A 22,093-nucleotide genomic window follows, 5' to 3' on the forward strand; every position below is an offset into this window, starting at 1 on the left:
GACGTCGACCGGCCACCGACATACGGCACCCACCAGTGATGATCGAGTTGACCGTACCCGGCCCACCGGATCGCTCCCCGGTTCGGCACCGCCCCCGGCGGTTCCGGCACGGCGAGGATACCAACCGGCATCGACATCCAGGTGACGCCGAGCGGGCGGCCGGTCAGCGCCCGGCCCGGGTGACGGTCAGCCGTGCAAGAACCCGATGATCGCCCCGGCCGCCCGCCACCCGCTGGCCAGCGCTCCCTGCACCGACGGGCTCCCCCGATGGTCGCCGGCCACGAAGATCCCCTCCCTCGGCGCCACCGGCTTCCGGAGCCGCCCCTGCGGTGCCGGCGCGGCCGGCAACGCCTCCGGCACCCCGACGGTGGTCAGATGCTCCCAGTCGTCGACCGGACGGCCGTAGAGCCGGGCCAGCTCGGTCCGGACCACCGGCTCCGGCGGTACGAGCGGACCGGCCACCGAGGTCGCCACCAGGTGCCGCCCCGGCGGGGCGTACGTCGGCGCGGCGCGACTGACCACCACCGTGTTCGCCACCAACTCCCGCCGGTCTCCGTCGAGCAGCAGGATCGGCTCGTCCAGCGGCGGCTCGGCCGTCGAGTGGTAGTAGGTGGTCAGGGCGTGCATGCGTACCCGGCCGAGGGGTGGCAGCAGGGCGGTCGCGGTCACCGGATCGGTGGCGACGAGTACGGCCCGGCAGCGCACCGCTCCGGCCGAGGTGTTCACCAGCCCGGGCCGCAGCGACGTGGCGGAGACACCGAGCGCGATCAGCGACTCCGGCAGCGGGGCGGCGAGGGCCTCCGGCAGGGCCGCGATCCCGGCGGCCGGCAGTCCGATCCGGCCGCGGGCGAACGATCGGACGATCATCGCGAGGACGTGGCTGGAGGTGCGCAGTTCCCGCTCGCCGAAGACCCCGGAGAGGAACGGCCGGAGGAGTTCCTCGACGATCCGGTCGGAGAGCCCGGCCCGGCGCAGCGCCGCCTCGGTGCTGGTCTCCGGCGCGGCCAGCAGCCGGTCGACCGGGTAGCTCGCACACCGGGCCGCCAGCGCGGCCAGCCGGAGCCGGTCGCCGGCCCGCCCCACACTGCTGATCCGGCGTACCTCCGCCAGCCGCCCGCCGGTACCCCGGTCGCCGTCCTCGCCCGTCGAAGCGTTCCCGGACCCGCCGAGCCCGACAGCGCCGCTCCCAGACCCACCCATTCCGGCGGAGGCGTTCCCGAGCCGGCCCACCCCGGCCGCGTCGGCGAGGCCGGTCAGCACGGTCCGGGCCGCGCCGAACGGGTCCCGCAGCGGGTGGACCATCCGGTGCAGGGTGTCGCCCCGGCGGACCAGTACGCCCTGGGTGAAGTAGCCGAGTCCCAGCGAGGTCAGGTCCACCAGTGCCGACAACCGGGGGTAGCCGGTGTTCACCACCTGGAAACCGCGATCGATCAGATAGCCGTCCACCGCGTCGGTGCCGACCCGGCCACCGAGCCGCTCGGCGGCCTCGACCAGCAGCCAGGGGGTACCGGCCCGGTGCAGCCGGCGGGCGGCGGCCAACCCGGCCAGCCCACCGCCGACGATCACCACATCCGTCTCCGTCGGCAACTCGGACACGACCGTCATTCCCCGTCGGGATGGTTGGGGACCCGGGACAGCCGGGACGGCCACCAGACCGCCGGCCCGATGTCGTAGGTCAGCGCCGGCACCAGCAGCGAGCGTACGACGATGGTGTCCAGCAGCACGCCGAGCGCGACCGCCAACCCCAGCTCGATCAGGATCACCAGCGGCAGTACGGCCAGCGCCGAGAAGGTCGCCGCCAGCACGAACCCGGCCGACGTGATCACCCCACCGGTGACCACCAGCCCGCGCAGCACCCCGGACCGGGTACCCCGACGCACCGACTCCTCGCGGACCCGGCTCATCAGGAAGATGTTGTAGTCGATGCCGAGCGCCACCAGGAAGACGAACGCGAAGAGCGGAAAGGACGCGTCGACGCCGGGAAATCCGAAGGCGTACTGGAAGAGGAACGCGCAGAGCCCGAGGGTGGCCAGGAACGACAGCACCACCGTGAGGATCAGCAGGATCGGCGCGAGCAGGGCCCGGAGCAACAGGGCCAGGATCACCGCGATCACCCCGAGCACCACCGGGATGATCACGTTCCGGTCCCGGGTGGAGGCGTCCGCGGTGTCCACGCTGATCGCGGTGAACCCGCCCACCACCGCGTCCGCCTCCGGCACCGCGTGTACGGCGACGCGCAGCTCGCGTACCGTCTGCTCCGCCTCGGCGCTGTCGGCCGGCGGCCGCAGGGTGGCCTGGAGCTGGACGCGTCCGTCCACCACCTTCGGCGGGCCGCCGGACGCGCCCGGCGCACCCGGCCCGGCTTCCGAACCGGTCGCGTTCGGGTCGTCCACCGGGACGGTACGCACCTCGGCCACCCCGGGTACGGCCCGGGCCGCCGCCGCCACCCGGTCGGCCGCGCCGGCCAGCGTGAAGATGGTCGCCGGACTGCCCAGCCCGCCGGGATAGTGCCGGTCGATCACCTCCTGGGCGATCACCGAGTCGGTCCGGTTGGTGAACAGCTCGGTCTGGCTGAGCCGGGTGGCGCCGAGCTGGGTCAGGCCGAAGCCGAGCGCGACCAGGACCAGGGTGGTGACCACCCAGACGAGCCGGGCCCGCCGGGCGATGAAGTGCGCCACCGGTTTCCACAGCCCGCCGACCGTTGCGGCGTGCTCGACGTACGGCGACCGGGGCCAGAACGCCCACCGCCCACCGATCAGCAGCAGCGCCGGCAGGAAGGTCAGCATCACCACCAGGGTGGCGCCGATGCCGACCGCCGCGACCGGCCCGAGGGCCTGGTTGGAGCTGAGGCTGGAGAGCAGCAGGCAGAGCAGCCCGGCGATGACCGTACCGCCGGAGGCGAAGATGGCCGGGGCGGCGCCCCGCCAGGCGGTGAGCATCGCCGTGACGGTGTCGTGGTGGCGCAACAGTTCCTCGCGGTAGCGGGCGATCAGCAGCAGGGCGTAGTCGGTGCCGGCCCCGAAGACCAGCACGGTGAGGATGCCCTGGGCCTGCCCGTTCAACGTGATCACGTCGTTCTTGGCCAGGAAGTAGACGGCCAGGGCGGCGAGCGCGTACGACAGGCCGGCGGCCAGCAGCGGGATGATCCAGAGTACCGGGCTGCGGTAGACGATGAGCAGGATGACGAGTACCACGGCGAGGGTGACCAGCAGCAGCGGCCCGTCGATCGACGAGAAGACCTCGATCAGGTCGCCGAGCAGCCCGGCCGGACCGCCGACCACGACGACCTGGCCGGCGTCGCTGCCGTGCCCGGCGATCTGGCGCAGGTCGCGGACCACCTCGCGGGTCCGGTCGCCCTCGGCGTTGTCCACCGGCACGATCACCTGGAGCGCCTTGCCGTCGGCGCTGGGTATCGGCGGCGGCAGCGGCGCGACCACCCCCGGTACGGTGGCGAACCGGGCCGCGTCGGCGCTCGCCCGCTCGCGGTCGGCGTCGGTGACACCACTGTCCCGGGCGTAGACGACCAGCGCCGGCAGGGTCTGCCGCTCGACGAATCCGGCGGCGAGCCGCTCTCCCCGGGTGGCCTCGGCATCCGCCGGCAGGAACGCCGCGTTGTCGTTGGTGGCGACCTCGCTGAGCCGGCCCGGGTACGGCGTCGACAGCGCGCCCACCGCCAGCCAGCCGACCACCAGCAGGGCGGCCAACAGCATGGTGGCGCGGCGCCGCGTTCCAGCCATCTCCCACCCATCCGTTCCGTGCCGGCCACCTGGGGAGCCCGCCGCCGGGGCACCCTGGCCACGTCCGCACCGCCCGGCCGGCGCACGGCCGGTGCGGGGCGCGCGGTGCGTCCCGGGCAGTCGACCGTCGTGGTCGTGCTGTCCGGCCCGGCTGGTGTTCCGGTTCTCCCGGCCCGCCCGGAGTCGGCCCGAGCGACCGCTGCCGTGGGCTGGCGGGTGCCGAGGCCGGAGGCCGGACGGACCCCAGATATGACGATGCCCGTCGGCGGGGCCGACGGGCGGGATGTTGGGAAAGCTCCCCCGTTTGGACTCGAACCAAAAACCTGCCGGTTAACAGCCGGCTGCTCTGCCAATTGAGCTACGGGGGATCGCCTGCCCGGCACTGGATCTCTCCGGGGCGGTGCGACGGGACAAGAGTACAGGACAGGTGGGGGTGCGGGGCTACCGGGTTATCGCCGGACGAGGCAGGGAAGATATCTGGACAAAACGGCATGGGGGCCACAAGCAGGCATGACATCGGAGGAGGATGGGTACGGACCTGGGGACAGATGACGCAGGCGCGACACGGTCGCCCACCGGCGGTGCCGGGGGCGCTGACCGCGTCAGAACACGGAGAGGAGCCGTCATGCGCGGAAAGCTGTGGTTCGTCGGCGGGCTGGCTGTGGGCTTCGTCCTGGGCGCCCGCGCGGGCCGGGAGAGGTACGAGGAGTTGGTTCTCAAGGGTCGCAAGGTCCTCGACCACCCGACGGTGCAGGAGGCGGCCGGGGTGGCTCAGGCCCAGGCTTCCCGGCTGTACACCGAGGGCAGGGACCGACTCAGCCACACCCGGCTGGGCGAGAGGTTCGCCCTGGGTAACGGCACCCCGGCCGACTCGGGCACCGGCGACGGCGGGCGCACGGACGCGACCGTCGGATCGGGTACGAAGTCCTCGACGACCGCCCCCGCCTCCCGGGCGGCGTCGGGAGCGAACGGCACCACGTTCTGAGCAGCGGGGCGACTCGCTACTGACCAGCCGCACGACACGTTCCGAGCAGGTGTGCCACCCCGCGTGACCGGTGCGGGGCCGACCCGGGATCGGGCCGGTCCCGCACCGTGCGCGATCGCACCGGGCGGCTACGCCACGGTCACTCCGTGCCGTCGGCGGTGTCGTCTCACTCCTTGCTGCTGAACGCGGCGTCGAAGGCCGCGCTCGGCGCGTCGAAGGCGAGCCGCCGGACGAACTGCAACGCCTCGGGGGCACCGACCAAGCGGTCCATCCCGGCGTCCTCCCACTCGATCGAGATCGGACCGTCGTAGCCGATCGCGTTCAGCGCCCGGAACGAGTCCTCCCACGGCACGTCGCCGTGCCCGGTCGAGACGAAGTCCCAGCCCCGGCGCAGGTCCGCCCAGGGCAGGTGCGACGCGAGCCGGCCCCGCCGCCCGTCCCCGGTACGCACCTTCGCGTCCTTGCAGTCGACGTGGTAGATCCGGTCGGCGAAGTCGAAGATGAAGTTCACCGGGTCCAACTCCTGCCACACGAAGTGCGACGGGTCCCAGTTCAGCCCGAACGCCGGCCGGTGCCCGATCGCCTCCAGGGTCCGCCGGGTGGTCCAGTAGTCGTACGCGATCTCGCTCGGGTGCACCTCGTGCGCGAACCGCACCCCGACCTCGTCGAAGACGTCGAGGATCGGGTTCCACCGGTCGGCGAAGTCCTGGTAGCCCCGCTCGATCATCGACGGCGGTACCGGCGGGAACATCGCCAGGGTGTGCCAGATCGACGAGCCGGTGAACCCGACGACGGTCTTCACGCCGAGCTTCGCCGCCGCCCGGGCGGTGTCCTTGATCTCCTCGGCGGCCCGCTGTCGGACCCCCTCCGGCTCCCCGTCGCCCCAGATCCGGGCCGGCAGGATGTCCTGGTGGCGCTCGTCGATCGGGTGGTCGCAGACCGCCTGCCCGACCAGGTGGTTGGAGATCGTCCAGACCTTGAGGTTGTACTTGGCCAGCGTCTCCCGCTTGCGGTCGACGTACGAGTCGTCGGCGAGCGCCTTGTCGACCTCGAAGTGGTCACCCCAACAGGCGATCTCCAGCCCGTCGTAGCCCCACTCCGAGGCGAGCCGGCACACCTCCTCGAACGGTAGGTCGGCCCACTGGCCGGTGAAGAGCGTGATGGGTCGCGCCATGGTCTTTCTCCCTGTTGATCACGCGGGATTCGCGACTGCGCCGGGCACGGTGCCGGTGGACCGGGGCGAGGGTGACCGACCCTGGACGGTGGCGGGAACTCCCCCGGCGGTGTGGTCGGCACGTGCGCAACCGCACCTGGGCCGGACGGGTTGCGCCTCCCGCCCGGTCACCGGCCAGCGCCGGGGATCGCCACGACCACTCTAGGCCGTGCCGCCCGGCCCAAGGAAGCCCCGACCCGACGGCCGAGGTCCGCCGATGGCCGGGGCGAGCGGACCAGAGCCCCGCCTCCCGGACCGGAGGTGTCCGGGAGGACGGGGCGAGACGGGGGGCGGCGGGGTCGCGCCGGGCGGGTGGTGGGGATGCGCGCCGCCCGCTACCCGCCTATCTCAGGGCAACGTCCACTTCTGGTTGGCGGCACCGGCGATGCAGTCCCACAGGTGTACGTCCTGGCCGTCCGCCGAGCTGTTGTTCGAGACGTCCAGGCACTTGCCCGAGCCGGGGTTGCGCAGCGTGCCGTCGGCCTGGGCGGCCCAGTTCTGTGCCCCGCTGGAGTTGCAGGTCCAGAGCTGGATCTTGGTACCGTTCGCCGTGCCCGAGCCGGAGACGTCGAGGCACTTGCCGAGGGCCCGCAGGGTCTGGCCGGTGCGCGTCCAGGTCTGCCGGGCCGAGTTGGCGACGCAGGTGCTGATCTGTGCCTGGGTACCGTCGGCGGTGCCGCCACCGTCGATCTCCAGGCACTTGCCGGCCAGCCCGACCACCGGCCCGGTCCCGCCGCCACCGGTGGTCGAGCGGACCAGGGTGAACTCGTCGACGTCGTACAGTCCGGTGCCGGAGCCGGCGACGGTGAGGTAGAGGTTCTGGGTGCCGGTCGGTACCCCGGTCAGCGCGGTGCTGACCTCGGCGTAGCTCTCCCAGCCGCCGGTGTTGGAGATCGTCGCGGTGCCGTGCACCGGGCCGGTCTGCGAACCGGTCCGGACCTGGAGGGTGCCGCCGGCACCGCCGGAGACGACCCGGGCCCGCAGCGAGGTGACCCCGGTCAGGTTCTGCCCGTTGTACGCGGCCCAGTCACCCGGGTCCAGGTACCCGATCGTCGACCCGCCGTTGGCGCCGGCCTTGCCGACCACCTGGACCCCGCTCTGCGCGCTGAACGCCTCGGCCTGGATCGTGGTGTTCTGGCCCGGGTCCGGGCCGGGGCCGCCGCCGAGTTCCTTGATCCGGATGTTCCGGAACGAGACGTCGTCGCCGGTGCCGTGGTTCTGGATGCCGATGTGCCCGGCCAGCGACCGTACCGGGTTGGTGTTGGTGAAGTCGTTGATCAGTACCCCGTTGAGGTAGATCCGCAGCCGCTCCCCCTCGACCAGCAGCTCGTAGCTGTTCCACTCGCCGGGCGGGTTGAGCGCGGCGTCCCGGGCCGCGATGTCCGCGGACTTGAAGGTGTAGACCGCGCCGGTGGTCCGGTCGGCCGCGTCGGTGGCGTCGATCTGGATCTCGTAGCCGTTGTCCACCGCCGACCACGGGTCGGACGACGGTGGGAAGCCGATGAAGACTCCGGAGTTGTCGTCGCCGGCCATCCGCCAGTCCAGCTTCAGCGAGTACGAGGTGAACTGCTTGGCGCTGTACCAGTAGAGGCCCATGCCGCCGACCGAGGTCAGCGTGGCGTCCGAGTTGGTGAAGTTGCCCGGCCCGGCCTGGGACCAGCCGGTGGTGGAGCCGTTGTAGAGGGTGGTGTAGCCGGACTCGGGCCGGCAGTCTGCCTTGGTCCGGCCGGCCGCGTACCGGATGCCGCCGAGCAGGTGCGCCCGGAACGCCGGCTCGGCGTACGACTGCTGGGTGTGCCCGCCGCCGGTGTAGAAGGAGCGCCCGCCCTCGTACGTCTTGCACCAGGCGTGCGGGTGGTCCGCCCCCATCCCGCCACCGGAGTACGACGACTCGTCCAGCGTCGCCAGCACCCGGGCACTGGACCGGGCGTTGGTGCGGTAGTTGTACCACTCGTCGGTGCGGGTCCAGGTCTGCGGCAGGTGGGCCGTTGCCGCGTGCCCCCGGTCCACCGCCTTCACGTTGGCCTGCTGGATCGCCGGGTGCGACGCGAAGTACGCCCCGACCAGGTTGCCGTAGAACGGCCAGTCGTACTCGGTGTCGGCGGCGGCGTGCACCCCGACATAGCCCTTCCCGCTGCGGATGTACGACTCGAAGGCGGTCTGCTGGCTGGCGTTCAGGGTGTCGCCGGTGGTGTTCAGGAAGACCACCACCTCGTACTGGGCGAGGTTGGCGGTGGTGAACTGGGCGGCGTCCTCGGTGGCGGTCACGGTGAAGCTGTTCGCCGCGCCGAGTTCCCGGATCGCCTGGGTACCGGCGGCGATCGAGTCGTGCCGGAACCCGGCGGTCTTGGAGAAGACCAGTACGTCGTAGGGGGCGTCGGCGGCGCTGGCCGGACCGGCCGGCACGGTGGTACAGGCCAGCACCGCGAGCGTGGTGGTGGCGATGGCCAGGCTGGGACGGATCGTCTTCCGGGTTCTGCTGCGGAACAGTCGCATCGTCGCTCTCCTCTGGAGGGGCGGTGGGGAGGGGCGCCCGCCGGGTGCGGGGCGGGCGCCCGTCCGGCTACGTCAGGGCAGGGTCCACTTCTGGTTGGCGGCACCGGCTATGCAGTCCCAGAGGTGCACGTTCTGCCCGTCGGCGGAGCTGTTGTTGGAGACGTCCAGGCACTTGCCCGAGCCGGAGTTGCGCAGCGAGCCGTCGGCCTGCGGGGCCCAGTTCTGGGCGGCGGTGGCGTTGCAGGTCCAGAGCTGGATCTTGGTGCCGTTCGCGGTGCCGGCGCCGGAGACGTCCAGACACTTGCCCAGGGTACGCAGGGTCTGGCCGTTCCTCGTCCAGGTCTGGTGTGCCGATCCGGTGCAGGTCCAGATCTGCGCCTGGCTGCCGTCGGCGGTGCCGCCGGCCTCGATCTCCAGGCACTTCCCGGCCAGCCCGACGATCGGGCCGGTGCCGCCGCCCCCACCGGAGCTGCCGGTGTTGACGGTGAAGGCGTCCACGTCGTAGAGGGCACCGGTGCCGGAGCCGGCGAAGGTCAGGTAGAGCGTGGTGGTGCCGGCCGGCGGGTTGGCGATGGTGCCGGTGACGGTGGTGAAGGTGTCCCAGCCGCCGGTAACCGGCACGGTGGCGCTGCCCAGTATGGCGCCGGTGGCGGAGCCGGCCCGGAGCTGGATGGTGCCGCCGGCACCGGCCGACGAGACCCGGGCGCTGAACGAGGTGGCGCCCGCCAGCCGGTACGGCGTGAAGGCGATCCAGTCACCGTTGTTGATGTCGCCGACGGTCTGGCCGCCCTCGGCCGCCGCCTTGGCGAACTTGTTCACCCCGGACGAGGTCTCGTAGTGCTCGGCCTGCCGGTGCTTCGGGGTCAGCTCGTGCTGGGCGTGCGTGGTCAGCCCGCCCCGGTCGGTGTACTCGGCGTCGAAGATCGGGAAGATGTTCGCCGCGTCGTCGTGCTCACCGTCGACCGGGATGGTGATGGTGCCGGTGCAGCCGGTGGCCGAGGTGATCTGGTGGCCGTGGCTGTCGTGGCCCAGCACGTAGGTCATCTTGACCCGGGAGCAGTCGATGGTGCCGTCCTCCGGGTCGGTGACGGTGATCGAGAACGGCACCGCGTCACCGAAGGCGACGAGCTGCCCGCTGGCCGGGGCGGTGATGGTCACCGTCGGCGCGGTGTTGCCGACCCCGATGGTGACGCTGGCGGTGCCGGTGGCGCCGGCCGGGTCGCGTACGGTCAGCGTCGCCGTGTAGGTGCCGTTCGCGGCGTACGTCTTCGTCGGGTTCGCCGCCGTCGACGTGGTGCCGTCACCGAACGCCCAGGAGTAGGTCAGCGCCCCGCCCTCCGGGTCGGACGAGCCGGCCGAGGAGAAGGTGACGGTCAGCGGTGCCACCCCGGAGGTCGGGTTGGCGCTGGCCACCGCGGTCGGGGCCCGGTTGCCGCCGCCGACGTAGTCGAAGCGGTAGAGCGCCGAGTTGGCGTCCCCGTTGAAGTAGCCGGTGCCGTAGTCGAGCAGGTAGTAGGAGCCGTCCGGCCCGAACGCCGAGTCCATCACCTGCTTGCCGACCCACGGGAAGGTGTCGATGGTGCCGGGCGAGCCGTCGGCGTTGACGTGGATCGGCTTGATCCAGCCCCGGCCGAACTCGGTGGCGAAGAACTGGCCGTCGAAGGTGGCCGGGAACTTGGTGGTCGACGGGTTCGACGCGTCGTAGCGGTAGACCGGGCCGCCCATCGGGGACTCCGAACCGCCGCCGAACTCCGGCGGGCTGCCGGCGTCACCGGCGTACCGGATCCAGGCCGGGCGGGCCGGCGGCAGGGTGGTCTGGCCGGTGTTCCGGAACGAGTTGTTGGTCGGGCCGCCGGTGCAGTTGTACTTCGCCGCGCCCGGCCCGTCCGGGAAGGTCCACTCGTTGTACGTCTCGGTGCTGGTGTTCGTCCCGGTGCAGTACGGCCAGCCGTAGTTGCCGGGCGAGGTGATCCGGTTGAACTCGACCTGCCCGCTCGGGCCCCGGTTGGCGTTGGTGGAGCCGGCGTCCGGGCCGTAGTCGCCGACGTAGACGTGCCCGGTGGCCTTGTCCACGCTCATCCGGAACGGGTTGCGGAAGCCCATCGCGAAGATCTCGGGCCGGGTGTTCGCGGTACCGGGTGCGAAGAGGTTCCCGCTCGGGATCGAGTACGTCCCGTTCGCGTTCACCTTGATCCGCAGGATCTTGCCCCGCAGGTCGTTGGTGTTGCCGGCCGAGCGCTGCGCGTCGTACGCCGGGTAGCGGTTGGTCCGCTCGTCGATCGGTGCGTAGCCGGCGGACTCGAACGGGTTGGTGTCGTCCCCTGTGGAGAGATAGAGGTTGCCGGCGGCGTCGAAGTCGATGTCCCCGCCGACGTGGCAGCACATCCCCCGATCCGCCGGTACGTCCAGCACGGTCACCTGGCTGGAGGTGTTGAGGGTGAAGTCGGCGTTCAGGGTGAACCGGGAGAGCCGGTTCACCCCGGCGAACGGCGCGAACTGCGCGGGGGTGCCGTTCGCCGGGGCGTCACCGGCCGGCGTGCTCAGCGGCGGGGCGTAGTAGAGGTAGATCTGCCGGTTGGTGGCGAAGCCGGGGTCGACGCCGACGCCCTGCAACCCCTCCTCGTCGTGGGTGTAGACCGGCAGGGTGCCGAGTACGGCGGTGTTGCCGGCGGCGTCGGTGCGGCGCAGCGTGCCGTTGCGGGCGGTGTGCAGCACCGAGCGGTCCGGCAGCACCGCGATGGTCATCGGCTCGCCCACCTCGGCGACGCCACGGGCCAGGGTCACCTGCTGGAAGTCGGAGGCGGTGATCGGGTGCGCCACGGCGGGGGCGGCCGGGGCGAGTACCGCCGGGAGGGTGGTGGCGGCCAGCAGCAGCGCGGCGCCGCCGGCCCACCGCCGGGGTCCTGTCGGATGCGCGCGGCCGGATCGGCCGGGTGGGCGGGGATGGTGGGTGAGAGACATGGTCGTGCACTCCCGTCCTGACCAGTTGCGATACAGGCAGGGCGCTCGCCGTCGCGCCAGATGCCGTCGGGGTGGATCTCCGCCCGGGGGCCGCCGTTCCCGCCAAGCCGCGACCGTGGACCGGCATGGGCACACCGGTACGCCGATCGCTGTCGTGGGCTAACCGCGCCGTCGGTTACCTCGACGTAACAACTTTGAGCTGTGCTCGACACAGTAATTTCTATGTGTGGATGTGTCTATGCCTTCTGCCACGCCAACATGAACTTTTGTCGACACGGTGAAAAGTTGCCGGACCAGTGATCGACTAGCGCCTCTCCGCGCCACTGTGGACCGTCCGGCCGACCACCCCGCCGCGCGGCGTTATCCGTGCCGTTCCACGGCCTCGGCAGCCAGGGTGGCGAGCACCGTGGCGGCCTCGGCGGAGACCGGCGCCTCGGCCAGCGCCGCCAGCGCGGCGTCGGTGCGTACCTTGATCATCTGCTCGATCCGGTCCAATGCACCGGTCGCCACGATGATCGATCGCAGCTCGGCGGCGCCGTCCGGGTCCAGCTCCGGGTTGCCGAAGAGCGCCTTCAACCGCTGCGCCTGGGCCCGGTCGGCACTCCCCCGGGCCAACGCCATCATCACCGTCGGCTTCCCCTCGCGCAGATCGTCCAGGATGGACTTGCCGGTCAGCGCCGGATCGCCGAAGACCCCGAGCACGTCGTCCCGGAGCTGGAACGCGTCGCCCAGCGGGTCGCCGAACGCGGCCAGCGCGCCGAGCAGCTCCGGCGAACCGGCCGCCAGTGCGGCACCGATCTGCAACGGCCGGGTCACCGTGTAGCGGGCCGCCTTCATCCGCACCACGGTCAGCGCGCTCGCCACCGAACCGTCCCCCACCCCGGAGACCAGGTCCAGATACTGCCCCGCGATCACCTCGGTACGCATCGTCGCGAAGACGCCGTACCCCTGGTGCACCTCCGCCGGGGAGAGCCCGCACTCGTGGAAGAGCTGGTCCGCCCAGGCCGCGCAGAGGTCACCGCAGAGCAGCGCGGTGCTGCGGCCGTACGAGGCCGGGTCGCCGCGCCAGGCCGACCGGGCGTGCAGGTCGGCGAAGAGCCGGTGCACCGAGGGCTCGCCCCGGCGCCGGTCGCTGCCGTCCATGATGTCGTCGTGGATCAGCGCGAAGGCGTGGAACAGCTCCAGCGCGGCGGCGGCGGCCACGATCGGCGTACCGTCCGCACCCCCGGCGGCCCGCCAGCCCCAGTAGCAGAAGAGCGGGCGCAGCCGCTTGCCGCCGGCCAGCACGAACCGGTGCAGGGTGGTGAAGACGCCCCGGGGGGCGCCGTCCGGCCAGTCCGGGTCCTGCCGGTCGAGGAAGGCGACGAGTTGGGCGTCGAAGCGCTTCCGTAGGTCGCCCAGATCCACCTCCGGCACGGTCGCCGTCATGGCCGATCTCCCAGGGCAGCGGCGGGATCGGCGTCGGCGAGGCGGAGCAGCAGGCTCTTGACCTCGGTGGCCCGGTAGCTGTCCCGGGCCGCCGACCGGTCCGAGCAGATCAGCACCGGGGCGTCCGCCGGATCGGCGGGCAGCCGGCCGTGCGAGCCGCGTACCGCCCGCGCGCCGGCGTCCAGCCCCACCACGCTCATCAGGTAGCGCATCCCGAGCTTCTTCCGGGCCAGCGCCACCGCCGCCCGCCGCTTCGCCGCACCCGGCGCGGCCGGGTCGAAGAAGAGTTCGGCCGGGTCGTACCCGGGTTTGCGGTGGATCTCCACCAGCCGGGCGAAGTCCGGGGCCCGGGCGTCGTCCAGCCAGTAGTAGTAGCTGAACCAGGCGTCCGGCTCGGCGACCAGCACCAGCTCGCCGGCCCGTTCGTGGTCCAGCCCGTGTTCCGCCTTGCCGGCGGCGTCCAGCACCTCGGCGACCCCGGGCAGCCCGGCGCAGAGCTTCGCCACCGCCGGTACGTCGGCCGGGTCCTTCACGTAGACGTGTGCGATCTGGTGGTCGGCGACCGCGAACGCCCGGGAGGTCCACGGGTCGAGGTATTCCATCCCGTCCTGGGTGTAGACCCGGAGCAGTCCCTCGGAGCGGAGCAGCCGGTTCACGTCCACCGGCCGGCTCGCCTCGGTGATGCCGTACTCCGAGAGCACCACCACGGTCGCGTTCCGGGCGGCTGCCGCGTCCAGCAGCGGACCGAGTACCGCGTCGAGTTCGGCCGCGGCGGCCGACGCCTGTGGGGACGACGGGCCGAAGCGTTGCAGGTCGTAGTCGAGGTGCGGGACGTACACCAGCGTCAGGTCGGGATTCTTCTCGACCATGATCTGCTCGGCGGCCCGGCAGATCCATCGGGACGACGGCAGTCCCGCCCCCGGCCCCCAGTACGTGAACAGCGGAAACCCGCCCAACTTCCCGGTCAGCTCGTCGTGCAGCTCCGGCGGGTCGGTGTAGCAGTCCGGCTCCTTGCGCCCGTCGGCGTAGTAGATCGGCCGGGGCGTCACCGTCCAGTTCACGTCGGCGCCCATCGCGTACCACCAGCAGACGTTGGCCACGGTGTAGTCCGGGCGCGCGCGGCGGGCCGCCTGCCAGACCTTCTCCCCGCCCATCAACGCGTGGTGCTGGCGCCAGAGGAAGACCTCGCCCAGGTCCCGGAAATACCACCCGTTGCCGACGATGCCGTGCTCGGCCGGCAGCGCCCCGGTGAGCAGGGTCGCCTGCGCCGAGCAGGTCACCGCCGGCAGCACGGTACCGAGTTCGGCCTGGCAGCCGGCGTCGGCCAGGGCGCGCAGCCGGGGCATGTGGGCCAGCAGCCGGGGGGTCAGCCCGACCACGTCGATCACGACCAGTGGACTGTCAGCCATCGTGCCTCCTCGGCGCGGATGCGGGGGCGGCCGGACCGCCGGGGATTCCGGTCAGGCCGCCGGGGATCCCGGTCAGGCCGCCGGGGATCCCGGTCAGGCCGAGCGTGACCAGTTCGTCGCGGGCGAAGGCCAGCTCGGCGGCGATTCCGCCGGCCAGCTCCGCGTCCGATCCCGGGCGCTGCGCGGCCGGCAGCACCCCCCAGGTGTACGTCTCGACGTCCAGGTGGTCGCAGCCGGCGACCGGCCCGGCGAACAGCTCCCGGAGCGCCTCCCGGAGCACCGGAACGGTGGACTCCAGCGGCGCGGCGGGTACGGCGTGCAGCGGTACGTGGTAGTGCACCCGCCAGGCGCCGGGCAGGTCGGCGGCGAGCGCCGCGTCCAGGTCGTCGGCGGCGTACGCCGGGTCGGCCGGATCGGCGGCCCTGCCACACGGTTCCGCGCGGGTCTGGTGCAGGAAGCGCGGTTCGACGTACCCGCGCAGGGTGTCGGCGGCGGCGACCGGATCGGCGGCGGCCAGCGCGGCCGAGACCTGCACCTTCACCACCGGCAGCCCGGCGGCGCGCAGCCGGCCCAGCGCCTCGGCCGGCTGCTCCCAGGCGCAGGCGAGGTGGGCCAGGTCGAGACAGATGCCGAGCCGGTCGGTGTCCACCCGGGACAGTGCGGCGACCGCCTGGCCGGTCGACTCGACCACGCAGCCCGGCTCCGGCTCGAAGCCGACCCGGACCGCCCGGCCGGTACGCCAGGCGATCTGGGTCAGCTTGGCGGCCAACTCGTCCAGCACCCGGGCCGCCCGGTCGGACTGGCGCTGCCCCCACGGCTCCCGCCAGGCCAGTGGCAGGGTGGAGACCGAGCCCCGGACGGCGTCGTCGGGGAGCAGGTCGACAAGTACGGTGGCCAGGTTCAGGGTGTAGACCAGCCGTTCCCGGGTGGTCCAGTCCGGGTGGTAGACGGCCTGCTTCACCACCGGGGCGTGGAAGGACTGGTAGGGGAACCCGTTCAGGGTCACCACCTCCAGCCCGCGCGCGGTCAGCTCGGCGCGCAGTTTTCGCCGGGTCTGCGGGTCGGCGGCGAGCCCGGCCGCCACCGGCGCGGCCAGCCACAGCCCCAACCCGAGTACGTCGGCACCCAACCGCTCCCGGATCGGCACCGCGTACGTGTCGAGCTGCCCCAACACCCCGGCCAGGTCCTCGGCCGGATGCACGTTGGTGCAGTAGCTCAGGTGCACCGTCTGCCCGTCGGCGTGCCGCAGCCGCATCAGCTACCGCCCCGCAGGATCGAGTTCCCCTCGAAGGTGCCGGGTGTCGCCTCACCCGCCGGCTCGCCAGCGGACTCGTCGTCGGCCAGCTCCAGCCGGCCGGACTGGCCGTAGAACTCCACCGGGTTGCGCCAGAGCACCCGGTCGACGTCGTCGGCGTCGAATCCGGCGGCCAGCATCGCCTCGCCGGTGGCCCGGGTCAGCAGCGGATCCGACCGGCCCCAGTCGGCGGCCGAGTTGACCAGCATCCGCTCGGTGCCGTACGTGCGGAGCAGCTCGACCATCCGCGGCGGCGACATCTTGGTCTCCGGATAGATGGAGAAGCCGAGCCAGCAGCCGCTGTCCCGGACCAGCGGCACGGTCACCTCGTTGAGGTGGTCGATCACCACCCGGCCGGGGTCGAGGCCGGACTCGGCGACCACCGCCAGGCTGCGTTCGGTGCCCCGGGCCTTGTCCCGGTGCGGGGTGTGCACCAGCGCCGGCAGCTCGTGTGCGACCGCCAGGGCGAGCTGGGCGGCGAAGACCTCGTCCTCCTCCGGCGTCATCGAGTCGTAGCCGACCTCGCCGACCGCCACCACACCGTCCTTGTCCAGATAGCGGGGCAGCAGGTCGAGCACCTCCCGGCAGCGCGGGTCGTTGGCCTCCTTCGGGTTCAGCGCGATGGTGGCGTGGTGCCGGATGCCGAACTGGCCGGCCCGGAACGGCTCCCAGCCGACCAGCGAGTCGAAGTAGTCGACGAAGGAAGCGGCGCTGGTCCGGGGCTGACCGAGCCAGAACGCCGGCTCCACCAGGGCACGTACCCCGGCGGCGGCCATCCGTTCGTAGTCGTCGGTGGTCCGCGAGGTCATGTGGATGTGCGGGTCGAAGATCCTCATCACGCCTCCTCCTCCGCGCCCGGCCCGGTCGGGGTCCCCGACCGGTGCGGCACGCTCAGTCGAGCCAGCAACGCGGTCGCGTCGGCCGGCATGTCCCGGCCGGCCGCCCGGCGCTCGTCGGCGAAGCCGGCCAGCATGGTGGCCAGCTCGGCGTCGGCCCGGTCGTGGAGCCGGTGCACGGCGGCCAGCGGGATCCCGGTGAAGACGCACTTGAGTACCGCCTGCCGCCAGGCGGCCTGGTCGAGCCGGGTCGAGTACGGGCCGAGGGCGGCGGAGACCAGCCGGGTGTCGTTGGTCCGGATCGCGTCGTGCAGCAGCGGTACTCCGGCGTCGCCGACCGGCAGCAGCGGCAGGGCACGCAGCACCGCCCGTCGCTCGGCCGCGTCGCCCTCGCGGTAGCGGGCCTCGACCTGACCGGGCAGCTCGGTCGGGGGCAGCGCGGCGAGCAGCAGTACCCGGGCCGCGTCGTCGGCGGTCCAGTCCGGCAGGTCGGGCAGGGGTGTCCGCCCGCACCTGCGGCCGGCCGCCGCGAAGAGCCGGCCGAGCGCGGCCGGTTCGGCCCCGACCCGGCGCAGCGCCTCGGCCAGCCAGTCCCGGTCGAGCAGCCAGTCCCGGTCGGGCAGCCGCCCGTCGGGTACGGCCAGCAGCGCCGCCCGCAGTCGTTCCAGTTCCGGTTCCGGTTCCATCCGGTCCTCCCCAGTCTTTCCGGTGTGGATGGTGGTCGCGGTCCCCCCGGGTCGTACGTCTCAGTCCGGTGTGCCGTTCACCGCCCCCGGTCCGGCACGGTGCTCATGCGCTCCGTCACGAGCCCGGCGTCGGCGGCAGCGGTGCGGAGAAACTCGATCGAGTGCGCCGCCACCGACGGGGCCGCGTGCGAGTGCCGGGGCAGCTCGACGGCGACCAGCCCGGCGTAACCGGCCTCGGCCAGCGCCCGCAGTACGGGCGGGAAGTCGATCTCGCCGGTGCCGAACTCCAGGTGCTCGTGCACTCCCCGGCGCATGTCGTCGATCTGCACGTTGACCAGGTACGGAGCCACCTGCGCCACGCAGTCGGGCACCGGCTGTGGCTCCAGGCACCGGCAGTGTCCGATGTCGAGGGTGATGCCGAAGCCGGGCGGGGCACCGAGGGCGTCCCGCAACCGCCGCCAGTCGGCGATCTCGGCCACCAGCATGCCCGGCTCCGGCTCGAACCCGAGCGGCATCCCGGCGGCGTCGGCGACCTCGACCAGCTCGGCACAGCCGGCGACCAGCCGGTCCCAGGCGGTCGTCGGGTCGACGCCGCTCGGTCGTACCCCGGACCAGAAGGAGACCGCCTCGGCGCCCAGGTCGGCCCCGATCGTGACGGCCCGGCGGAGGAACTCGACCCGCAGCGCGTTGTCGTCGTGCAGCAGCGTCGGCGCGTGCTTGTGCCAGGGGTCCAGCAGGTAGCGGGCCCCGGTCTCGACCACCACCCCGAGTCCGTGCGTGGCGAGGCTCCGGCCGACCGCCGCCACCCGGGCCGCAAGCTCGGGGCCGAACGGGTCCAGGTGGTCGTGGTCGAGGGTCAGCGCCACGCCCTGGTAGCCGAGGTCGGCGATCACCCGCAGCGCGTCGTCCAGCCGGTGGTTGGCGAAGCCGTTGGTCCCGTACCCGAAGCGCAGCCCGGGCACGGCGGGACCGCCCGTCGAGCCCGGGTCCGGCGCGGCGGGGCCGGCTGCGGCGGTCATGTCGGCGAGACCAGTCGGGCGAGGCGGCGGCCGAGCGGGGCGGCGGCGGCGACCGCGACGCCGAGCAGCGCGGCGCCGGCCCGGGCGACCAGCGCGCCCTGTAGGGCGGGCAGGCCGGTGATGCCGGCGCCGACCGCGGCCCGGACCCGGGACGCCTGCGGGTCGGCCGCCACCCGGGCCTGCGCGGTGCCGTACTGGAGGCCGTACCAGCCGGCGAGGGCGGCCGGGACCAGGGTCCGCCAGTCGGGGTGGCGGGCGGGTCGGGCCGGGTCGGCGGTCCGGCGCCGGGCCACTGCGGCGGCGGCCACCGCGGCGGTACCGGCCAGGGTCGCGGCCGGTAGCGTCCGGGTCGCGCCGGAGACCTCCCGCCGGGAGAGTTCGGTGACCGTGTACGTGTGCGCGGCCACCGTCAGCGCCGCCGGTACCGCCCGGACCACCCGACCCCCGCTGGCGCCGAGCAGCACGTCCAGCCCCCGGCAGGCGGCCATCACCGCCGGCCCGGCCGGAGTGTTCTTGGCTCGCAGGTCGTACGCCCAGACCGCGCCGGCCAGCGGCACCGCCACGGCCAGCGCCCGGCGCCCACCGGCCAGCCCGGCGAGCCCGATCCCGGCGGCGGTGAGCCCGGCCGAGACGCCGAGGGCGAGCCCCGGCGACACCCGTCCACTGGGGATCGGCCGCTCCGGTCGCTCCCGCGCGTCGAGTTCGCGGTCCGCCCAGTCGTTGGCGGCCATCCCGGCCCAGTAGAGCAGCACCGACGCGCCGGCCAGCCCCGGTACCCGGCGGTCCAGCGCGTCGGCGGCGGCGGCCCCGGCCACCACGTCCCCGGGTACGGAGAGCGCGGCCGGCGCCCGGACCAGCTCAGCCAGGTCACGCAGTGACGGCATCCGCGCCTCCCGAAGTCGGCTCGGCGTCCAGCTCGCGGACGAAGGCGCGCAGCGTGGCCCACTGTTCGGCGAGGGCGTGCGGCACCTCGCCGAGCGGATCCTTGAAGAAGAACGCCAGCTCGGTCAGCGGGCCGGTCCGGCCGGCCCGGTGCGCGGCGGCGGTCAGCCGGGCCAGGTCGAGCACCAGCGGCGCGGCGAGCGACGAGTCGCAGCCGTGCCAGGTGAACTCCATCCGCATCGGGGTACCGAGGAAGCCGGAGAAGGTGACCAGGTCCCAGGCGGTCTTGAAGTCCCCGATGTCGTCGACGTACTCGATCCGGGTGTTGCCCTGCGGGACATAGCCGAGGGTCTCGCCGAGTACCCGCTGCTTGCTGGCGGACTTGGCCGCGTTCGCCGCCGGCTCGGCCAGGTTGGCGCCGTCCCCGCCGCCGAGCAGGTTGGTGCCGGACCAGCTCCGTACCCGCAGGTGCCGCATGGCGAACATCGGGGCGAGGACCGACTTGACCAGCGTCTCGCCGGTCTTGCCGTCGTGCCCGGCGTACGGGAGGCCGGCCCGTTGCGCGAGTTCGGCGAGGGCGGGCAGTCGGGCGCCGGTCGACGGCGTGAAGTCCACATAGGGGCAACCGGCGGTGAAGGCGGCGTACGCGTACGCGGAGCTGGCCGGCAGCGGGCTCCCCTCGGCGAGCGCAACGTCCAGTTCGGAGAGTCGGGCGTGTGCCGGATGCGGCGCCGGGGCCGGCTCGGTCGAGGAGACGTTGACCACCACCACCCGGTCCAGCCCGTGCCGTTCGCGGAATCCGGTCAGGTCGGCGACGATCGCCTCGATCACCGCCGCCTGGGTGCCACCGGTCGGTGCCGGCCGCAGTTCGGCCTCGACCGTGCCGAGTTCCTCGGCCAGTGCCGCCACCAGCCGGGCCGGCAGTACGCCCGCCTCGGCCAGCGCCTCGGCCTTCTTCACCAGCGGCGTGGTGGCGATGTCGTGCCCACCGAAGACCAGGTCGGCCAGGGCCGGCAGGGCCGCGGTACGCAGCGCCGGCAGCTCGGTCACGCAACCCGTCGGCTCGGCGAGCCCGGCCCGCAGGGCCAACGCCCCGACCGTGCTGGTCACCGCGACCGAACCACGTCCGCCTACCAGCCAGACACCCGTACGCATCAGTGCTCCTCCCTCCGGTGCCGGCACGGCCGTGGGCCGACCGGGGGCGTACGACGAACCGGGCGATATGCCGGATCGCCCGCCGAGTCCGCCTATCGGGACATCCTGCCTCGTAGCCGAGAAAAGCGCCCCGCCCGCCCGACCGACCCCGGTGGAACATCCCGTGCGGCAGCGCCGGAGTCGGCGGCAACGACACTGCTTGGGTCCGTGACCGTGCGGGCGGACGGGGCTTGGTAGGCAGGGCCGGTCGGCGTCGCGGTCCTGCCTCCCCCGATCCATGGCGACCGGGTCGGCGGGGGTTGCCGGCTCCGGTCGCGGTTCCGTGTGGAGTTGTGTCGCCGACCACTGTGCGGGGCCGGCGCGAAGTCGTCGGGCGACCGGTCGGGCCGGGGGTGGCCGGACCCGCGTCGCGGTTTCGGGTCGGTCCGGGACGTCGGACCGGGGCGGTTCCACCGGTTGGGGGTCAGCCGGTGTGGTTCCGGCGTCCGGTGCGGCCGGGGAATCCCGGTCCGGCCACACCGGACGGCCGTGTCACCTGTCGTACGCGACGACTGGAGCGGGCTCCGCCGTGCGCGTACGCACTCCTTCCGGATCGACCTCCATCCGGTCGCGGGGCGCAACCGCGACCGGACCCTCGCCGGTCGTCCCGGAAAGCTTCTCGGGTCGGGTCCGCCGGCCCGAGCCCGGGCCAACCCACCCGACGGGTGGACAACTCTCTCCGGCGGTGCCGGCTCCACGCCACGTCGGGCGGGAAGCCGGCGTACGCCGGGTCGACGGGTTACGCGGTGACCGGGGCGGGTACCGGCTCCACTCCGGTCCAGGACGAGCCCAGCTCCGCCGAGCGCGCCACCGCGTCCAGCACGAGCTGGACCTGGAGCGCGTCGGTGAACGACGGAGTCGGGTCCGACCCGGCGGCGACAGCCGCGAGGAAGTCCCGCAGCTCGTGCGTGAACGAGTGCTCGTACCCGATGATGTGCCCCGGCGGCCACCACGCCGCCATGTACGGGTGGTCGCCCTCGGTCACCAGGATCCGCCGGAAGCCCTGCTCGACGCCGGGCTCGGCGGCGTCGTAGAACTCCAGCTCGTTGAGGCGCTCGAGGTCGAACGCCACCGAGCCGAGCGAACCGTTGATCTCGACCCGCAGCGCGTTGCGCCGCCCGGTGGCGAACCGGGTCGCCTCGTAGGTGGCGAGCCCGCCGCCGTCGAGCCGGGCCACGAAGACCGCCGCGTCGTCGACGGTGACCTGCCCCGTGGCGGCACCGGCACCGTCGGCCGAGGCGGCCAGTCCGCTCGACTCGGCGGGTAGCGGGCGCTCCTTGACGAAGGTTTCGGTGATCGCGCTGACCCCGGTGATCCGCTGACCGGTCACGAACTGGGTCAGGTCGATGATGTGCGCCCCGATGTCGCCGAGCGCACCGGACCCGGCCTTGTCCTTTTGCAGCCGCCAGACCAGCGGGAACTGCGGGTCGGTGATCCAGTCCTGCAGGTAGACCGCGCGGACGTGCCGGATCACGCCGAGCCGGCCGGAGGCGACCAGCTCCCGCATCAGGCTGACCGCGGGAACCCGGCGGTAGTTGAACCCGCACATGGCCCGTACGCCCACCGTCTGGGCCTTGGCCGCCGCGGCGACCATGGCCCGAGCCTCCTCGACCGTGTTGGCCAGCGGCTTCTCGCACAGTACGTGCTTGCCCGCCTCCAGGGCCGCGATGGTGATCTCGGCGTGGCTGTCGCCGGGTGTGCAGACGTCGACGATGTCGATGTCGTCCCGGGCGATCAGTTCACGCCAGTCGGTGGTGTGCCCCTCCCAGCCGAGCCGGCCGGCCGCGTCGGCGACCTTGGACTCGTCCCGGCCGCAGATCAGGGCCATCCGGGCTCGTACCGGCAGGTCGAAGACGCGGTTCACGGTCCGCCACGCCTGCGAGTGCGCGGCGCCCATGAACGCGTAGCCGACCATGCCGACCCGCAGTTCTTTCTCGTTCGTGGACAAGGTGG

At 73.0% G+C, this 22,093-nt stretch carries 14 protein-coding genes, 1 tRNA gene and 1 pseudogene; 1 reads left to right on the forward strand and 15 read right to left on the reverse strand.

Features of this window, described 5'->3' with window-relative positions; translation table 11 throughout:
- Nucleotides 1–195 precede the first annotated feature (195 nt).
- The 3 genes and pseudogenes from Pma05_RS26115 to Pma05_RS26125 all read right to left on the reverse strand — a co-directional run.
- Nucleotides 196–1,605 (reverse strand): annotated as a pseudogene (locus Pma05_RS26115) (FAD-dependent oxidoreductase); the annotation flags it as partial.
- Complete coding sequence (locus tag Pma05_RS26120) at nucleotides 1,602–3,737, reverse strand: MMPL family transporter (protein ID WP_203860122.1); 2,136 nt, start codon at nucleotides 3,735–3,737, stop codon at nucleotides 1,602–1,604. The pseudogene Pma05_RS26115 and the gene Pma05_RS26120, both read right to left, overlap by 4 nt.
- 295 nt (nucleotides 3,738–4,032) lie before the next feature.
- Nucleotides 4,033–4,105, reverse strand: a tRNA-Asn gene (locus Pma05_RS26125).
- Nucleotides 4,106–4,362: 257 nt separating this feature from the next.
- Between Pma05_RS26125 and Pma05_RS26130 the strand changes: the two genes are divergently transcribed.
- Complete coding sequence (locus Pma05_RS26130; protein ID WP_203860123.1) at nucleotides 4,363–4,722, forward strand: hypothetical protein; 360 nt, start codon at nucleotides 4,363–4,365, stop codon at nucleotides 4,720–4,722.
- A gap of 166 nt (nucleotides 4,723–4,888) precedes the next feature.
- On the opposite strand, the gene Pma05_RS26135 is transcribed toward Pma05_RS26130, so the two are convergent.
- From Pma05_RS26135 to Pma05_RS26190, 12 genes are all read right to left on the reverse strand, one after another.
- Nucleotides 4,889–5,896 (reverse strand): sugar phosphate isomerase/epimerase family protein, encoded by a 1,008-nt coding sequence (locus tag Pma05_RS26135; protein WP_203860124.1) that lies wholly within the window; start codon nucleotides 5,894–5,896, stop codon nucleotides 4,889–4,891.
- A 387-nt stretch (nucleotides 5,897–6,283) separates the two neighbouring features.
- Entirely contained in the window at nucleotides 6,284–8,431 is a 2,148-nt protein-coding gene (locus Pma05_RS26140) for a ThuA domain-containing protein (RefSeq protein ID WP_203860125.1), read from the reverse strand.
- A 72-nt stretch (nucleotides 8,432–8,503) separates the two neighbouring features.
- On the reverse strand, nucleotides 8,504–11,392 hold the full coding sequence (locus tag Pma05_RS26145) for a PQQ-dependent sugar dehydrogenase (protein ID WP_203860126.1): 2,889 nt from the start codon (nucleotides 11,390–11,392) through the stop codon (nucleotides 8,504–8,506).
- 360 nt (nucleotides 11,393–11,752) lie between these two features.
- A complete protein-coding gene (locus Pma05_RS26150) occupies nucleotides 11,753–12,820 on the reverse strand; it encodes a polyprenyl synthetase family protein (protein WP_203860127.1) in 1,068 nt (355 codons plus the stop codon).
- A complete protein-coding gene (locus tag Pma05_RS26155; RefSeq protein WP_203860128.1) occupies nucleotides 12,817–14,229 on the reverse strand; it encodes an alkaline phosphatase family protein in 1,413 nt (470 codons plus the stop codon). The genes Pma05_RS26150 and Pma05_RS26155 overlap by 4 nt, the downstream gene beginning before the upstream one ends.
- Entirely contained in the window at nucleotides 14,222–15,484 is a 1,263-nt protein-coding gene (gene eboE / locus Pma05_RS26160; protein ID WP_203860129.1) for a metabolite traffic protein EboE, read from the reverse strand. Before eboE ends, Pma05_RS26155 begins: the two co-directional genes overlap by 8 nt.
- Complete coding sequence (locus Pma05_RS26165; RefSeq protein ID WP_203860130.1) at nucleotides 15,484–16,359, reverse strand: TatD family hydrolase; 876 nt, start codon at nucleotides 16,357–16,359, stop codon at nucleotides 15,484–15,486. The genes eboE and Pma05_RS26165 overlap by 1 nt, the downstream gene beginning before the upstream one ends.
- Nucleotides 16,359–17,045 (reverse strand): EboA domain-containing protein, encoded by a 687-nt coding sequence (locus Pma05_RS26170; protein ID WP_203860131.1) that lies wholly within the window; start codon nucleotides 17,043–17,045, stop codon nucleotides 16,359–16,361. Before Pma05_RS26170 ends, Pma05_RS26165 begins: the two co-directional genes overlap by 1 nt.
- Before the next feature lie 77 nt (nucleotides 17,046–17,122).
- Nucleotides 17,123–18,064 carry a sugar phosphate isomerase/epimerase family protein gene (locus Pma05_RS26175; RefSeq protein WP_203860132.1) on the reverse strand — a complete coding sequence of 314 codons (942 nt, stop codon included), beginning with the start codon at nucleotides 18,062–18,064 and terminating at the stop codon, nucleotides 17,123–17,125.
- Nucleotides 18,061–18,948 carry an SCO3242 family prenyltransferase gene (locus tag Pma05_RS26180; protein WP_203860133.1) on the reverse strand — a complete coding sequence of 296 codons (888 nt, stop codon included), beginning with the start codon at nucleotides 18,946–18,948 and terminating at the stop codon, nucleotides 18,061–18,063. The genes Pma05_RS26175 and Pma05_RS26180 overlap by 4 nt, the downstream gene beginning before the upstream one ends.
- Nucleotides 18,932–20,101: an inositol-3-phosphate synthase gene (locus Pma05_RS26185; RefSeq protein ID WP_203860134.1), complete on the reverse strand. Its 1,170-nt coding sequence runs from the start codon at nucleotides 20,099–20,101 to the stop codon at nucleotides 18,932–18,934. Before Pma05_RS26185 ends, Pma05_RS26180 begins: the two co-directional genes overlap by 17 nt.
- A gap of 778 nt (nucleotides 20,102–20,879) precedes the next feature.
- Complete coding sequence (locus Pma05_RS26190) at nucleotides 20,880–22,055, reverse strand: Gfo/Idh/MocA family protein (RefSeq protein WP_203860289.1); 1,176 nt, start codon at nucleotides 22,053–22,055, stop codon at nucleotides 20,880–20,882.
- Nucleotides 22,056–22,093 lie beyond the last annotated feature (38 nt).

This window comes from Plantactinospora mayteni, from assembly GCF_016862935.1.
GTDB classification, from domain to species: domain Bacteria; phylum Actinomycetota; class Actinomycetes; order Mycobacteriales; family Micromonosporaceae; genus Plantactinospora; species Plantactinospora mayteni.

Bases quoted from the DNA above. Each gene is read 5' to 3' on its own strand.
- Pma05_RS26120 (WP_203860122.1), bottom strand. From the start codon at position 3,737: ATGGCTGGAACGCGGCGCCGCGCCACCATGCTGTTGGCCGCCCTGCTG.
- Pma05_RS26130 (WP_203860123.1), top strand. From the start codon at position 4,363: ATGCGCGGAAAGCTGTGGTTCGTCGGCGGGCTGGCTGTGGGCTTCGTC.
- Pma05_RS26135 (WP_203860124.1), bottom strand. From the start codon at position 5,896: ATGGCGCGACCCATCACGCTCTTCACCGGCCAGTGGGCCGACCTACCG.
- Pma05_RS26140 (WP_203860125.1), bottom strand. From the start codon at position 8,431: ATGCGACTGTTCCGCAGCAGAACCCGGAAGACGATCCGTCCCAGCCTG.
- Pma05_RS26145 (WP_203860126.1), bottom strand. From the start codon at position 11,392: ATGTCTCTCACCCACCATCCCCGCCCACCCGGCCGATCCGGCCGCGCG.
- Pma05_RS26150 (WP_203860127.1), bottom strand. From the start codon at position 12,820: ATGACGGCGACCGTGCCGGAGGTGGATCTGGGCGACCTACGGAAGCGC.
- Pma05_RS26155 (WP_203860128.1), bottom strand. From the start codon at position 14,229: ATGGCTGACAGTCCACTGGTCGTGATCGACGTGGTCGGGCTGACCCCC.
- eboE (WP_203860129.1), bottom strand. From the start codon at position 15,484: ATGCGGCTGCGGCACGCCGACGGGCAGACGGTGCACCTGAGCTACTGC.
- Pma05_RS26165 (WP_203860130.1), bottom strand. From the start codon at position 16,359: ATGAGGATCTTCGACCCGCACATCCACATGACCTCGCGGACCACCGAC.
- Pma05_RS26170 (WP_203860131.1), bottom strand. From the start codon at position 17,045: ATGGAACCGGAACCGGAACTGGAACGACTGCGGGCGGCGCTGCTGGCC.
- Pma05_RS26175 (WP_203860132.1), bottom strand. From the start codon at position 18,064: ATGACCGCCGCAGCCGGCCCCGCCGCGCCGGACCCGGGCTCGACGGGC.
- Pma05_RS26180 (WP_203860133.1), bottom strand. From the start codon at position 18,948: ATGCCGTCACTGCGTGACCTGGCTGAGCTGGTCCGGGCGCCGGCCGCG.
- Pma05_RS26185 (WP_203860134.1), bottom strand. From the start codon at position 20,101: ATGCGTACGGGTGTCTGGCTGGTAGGCGGACGTGGTTCGGTCGCGGTG.
- Pma05_RS26190 (WP_203860289.1), bottom strand. From the start codon at position 22,055: ATGGTCGGCTACGCGTTCATGGGCGCCGCGCACTCGCAGGCGTGGCGG.